The 2,706-nt window shown below is 64.2% G+C and carries 1 protein-coding gene and 1 pseudogene; both read left to right on the top strand.

What is annotated here, in order from left to right; translation table 11 throughout:
• Positions 1 to 416: 416 nt before the first annotated feature.
• Positions 417 to 1,349 (top strand): replication protein RepA, encoded by a 933-nt coding sequence (locus EBE87_RS28085; protein ID WP_120641179.1) that lies wholly within the window; start codon positions 417 to 419, stop codon positions 1,347 to 1,349.
• Positions 1,350 to 1,688: 339 nt separating this feature from the next.
• Positions 1,689 to 2,629: pseudogene (locus tag EBE87_RS28080) on the top strand (IS3 family transposase); the annotation flags it as partial.
• Positions 2,630 to 2,706: the final 77 nt, after the last annotated feature.

Genomic DNA, 2,706 nt, shown 5'->3' with positions numbered 1-2,706 from the left:
CCCATGGCCCGTCTCCACGAACCAATATGCCGTCACGCACCTGGGGAAGCCTCAACCCAAACTCAACTGTAGAATTAGGCTGGCAAGACGGATCGAAGCCCCGAGTCGCTCCCGAGGGTGGGTGTTCTGGTGAGCCCTTTGGCGGCAAGGCGCCCATCCGGCGGCAGCGATCATCCACAAGCGGCCGGAGTCGCCCCGAGTGATGTGGTGAGAACGGTGCGCCTTTTGGTGAGGAGCCAAGATATGGGGACCAAGCGAATCAACGAGTCGTCGGAGTTGTTCTAGGGTGATCTGGTGTGGAAACTAATATGGTAACTAATAACTTCCCCTAGTAGCTGTCTCACCAATTCACTCAGCGACAAGCCGCCTGACTTCCAGCATATTCCTGGCCATGGAAGGTCGTTAAAGGCGCAGCCATGGGTACGGTTCACCAGCTCATCTCAGAGCATGGAAAGCATGGCGCTCTCGCGCTTGGCACAGTGGACCGCGACATCGTGGAAGCCGCCTCGAAGTACATGTCCGACGAGGAGTCGGGTCTGGGCTTCGTCTACAGCGGCTGGACCCAATGTGCCCTTCCCCACCGGCGGCTCAGGGATGACGAGCCGTGGACGGTGGCATCGGAGCGGGTTCGGCTCGTGGTGCAGCCTGGCCTCCGCCCGGTCGGCGACGACGGGCAACTCGAGAGCGTCGGCGTTCCGTTCGGCGCCCATGCGCGCCTCATCCTCTTGTTCCTGCAGACAGAAGCCCTTCGCACGCAGTCCCGTGAAGTCGAGCTTGGCGGGAGCCTCCGGCAATGGATGGCTCGCGTCGGTATCCAACCCGGCGGGTCGGCGTTCCGGTCGGTGCGGGAGCAGGCCGAGCGGATCTCCCGCTGCCGCTTGAGCTTCCACATCTCCGGGAGCGGCCGCACGAGTGCGCTGGTGAACCAATCCGTGGTCGACAAGGCGTTGTTCATCGAGGACAACGAGGACCAAAAGCAGGGGCGCCTGTCTCTCGAAGTCGCCAAGCTGTCCGAAGGATACTTCGAGCAGCTGAAGAAGCATCCGGTTCCCTTAGAGGAGGCCGCCATCAAGTCGCTGGCGAACAACAGCGCCGCGATGGACGCCTACATCTGGCTGGCGTACCGCCTGCACAGCCTGAAGGGCGACACGCTGGTCACCTGGAAAGCCCTGAAGGCCCAGTTCGGAACGTCCTACAAAGAGCTCTACCACTTCAAGAATAAGTGGCCCCGTGCGTTAGAACTCGCTCTTGCTGTGTATCCGGACGCCAAGGTGAGCATCGAAGAAGAGGGCGTCATTCTCCGACCCTCCCGCCCGCCTGTGCAGCCACGTCTGCTCCCTGTCCGCTAAGTCCGCGGGCTCACCAGAACACCCACTCCATCCAGCGACGGTCTGCGCCCGACTTCCTTCGGGTTCCGTTCCTCTGGTAGGGCTCACCAAATCACCCAGGCGGCTCACCCTGCTTCAGGGCGCCCCATCTCACCTCGGAATATGCCGCGCCGGCCCGCCTCCGCAGGGACGCCAAAGGGACCGGGCTCACCAGATCACCCGCTCGAGACAGGTTAACGCAGGCGGTTGAACGCCATCACGACCGGCGTCAGGAACATCGTTTGCCTGCTGTGACCTTCCCCCATGAACTCGGCCCGCGTGAAGTGAGAGAGTTGGCCTTCTGTGAAGGAGGCTGCGGGTATGAAGAAGCGCTACACGGCGGAGCAGATCATTGGGCTGCTGCGCCAGGCGGAGGTTGAACTGGCTCAGGGCCGGTCGGTGGGGGAGATCTGCCGCGGGCTTGGGGTGTCTGAGGCCAGCTACTACCGCTGGCGGTCGGAGTATGGCGGGCTGAAGCTGGATCAGGTGCGCCGCCTGAAAGAACTGGAGCGGGAGAACGCGCGGCTGCGCAAAGCCGTGGCGGACCTGACGCTGGACAAGCAGATCCTCAAAGAAGCTGCGGAGGGAAACTTCTAAGCCCTGAGCGTCGCCGGATCGGGGTGCGGCATGTGCGGTCGGTGCTCGGGGTCTCCGAGCGGCGAGCGTGTCGCACGCCGGGTCAGGCACGCTCCACCCAGCGGCGGGTGCCGAAACTCCGGCCTGACGAGGCGGTGCTGGGTGATGCGGTGGTCAGGCTGGCGCGCCAGTACGGGCGCTATGGCTACCGCCGGATCACGGCACTGCTGCGGACTGAAGGCTGGCGGGTAAACGCCAAGCGGGTGGAGCGCATCTGGCGGCGCGAGGGGCTGAAGGTGCCGCGGCGGCAGCCGAAGCGGGCCCGGCTGTGGCTGAACGACGGTTCCTGCATTCGGCTACGGCCATGCTGGCCCGGGCATGTCTGGGCCTACGACTTTGTCCAGGACCGGACCAGGGATGGGCGGGCATTCCGCATGCTGACGGTGATCGATGAGTTCAGCCGGGAGTGCCTGGCCATCGTGGTGGCACGTCGGCTGCGGTCGGATGACGTGCTGCAGGTCCTGGCCGACCTGTTCATCGGACGCGGTCCGCCGGACCACATCCGCTCTGACAACGGGCGGGAGTTCGCGGCCAAGGCGGTGCGCAACTGGCTGGGGCAGGTTGGCGTGAAAACGTTGTTCATCGAGCCCGGCAGCCCGTGGGAGAACGGCTACAACGAGAGCTTCATGTATGGACGGCCCCCGCGGTGCAAGAAGGATGTTGACGTTCGGCGGCGGTCGGGTGCGTTCATGTATTCGGCCTG

It is taken from the genome of Teichococcus wenyumeiae (assembly GCF_003696345.1).
Lineage (GTDB): Bacteria > Pseudomonadota > Alphaproteobacteria > Acetobacterales > Acetobacteraceae > Pseudoroseomonas > Pseudoroseomonas wenyumeiae.
Note: the sequence above shows the minus strand (reverse complement) of the source record. Positions and strands in the feature narration are given on the sequence as shown.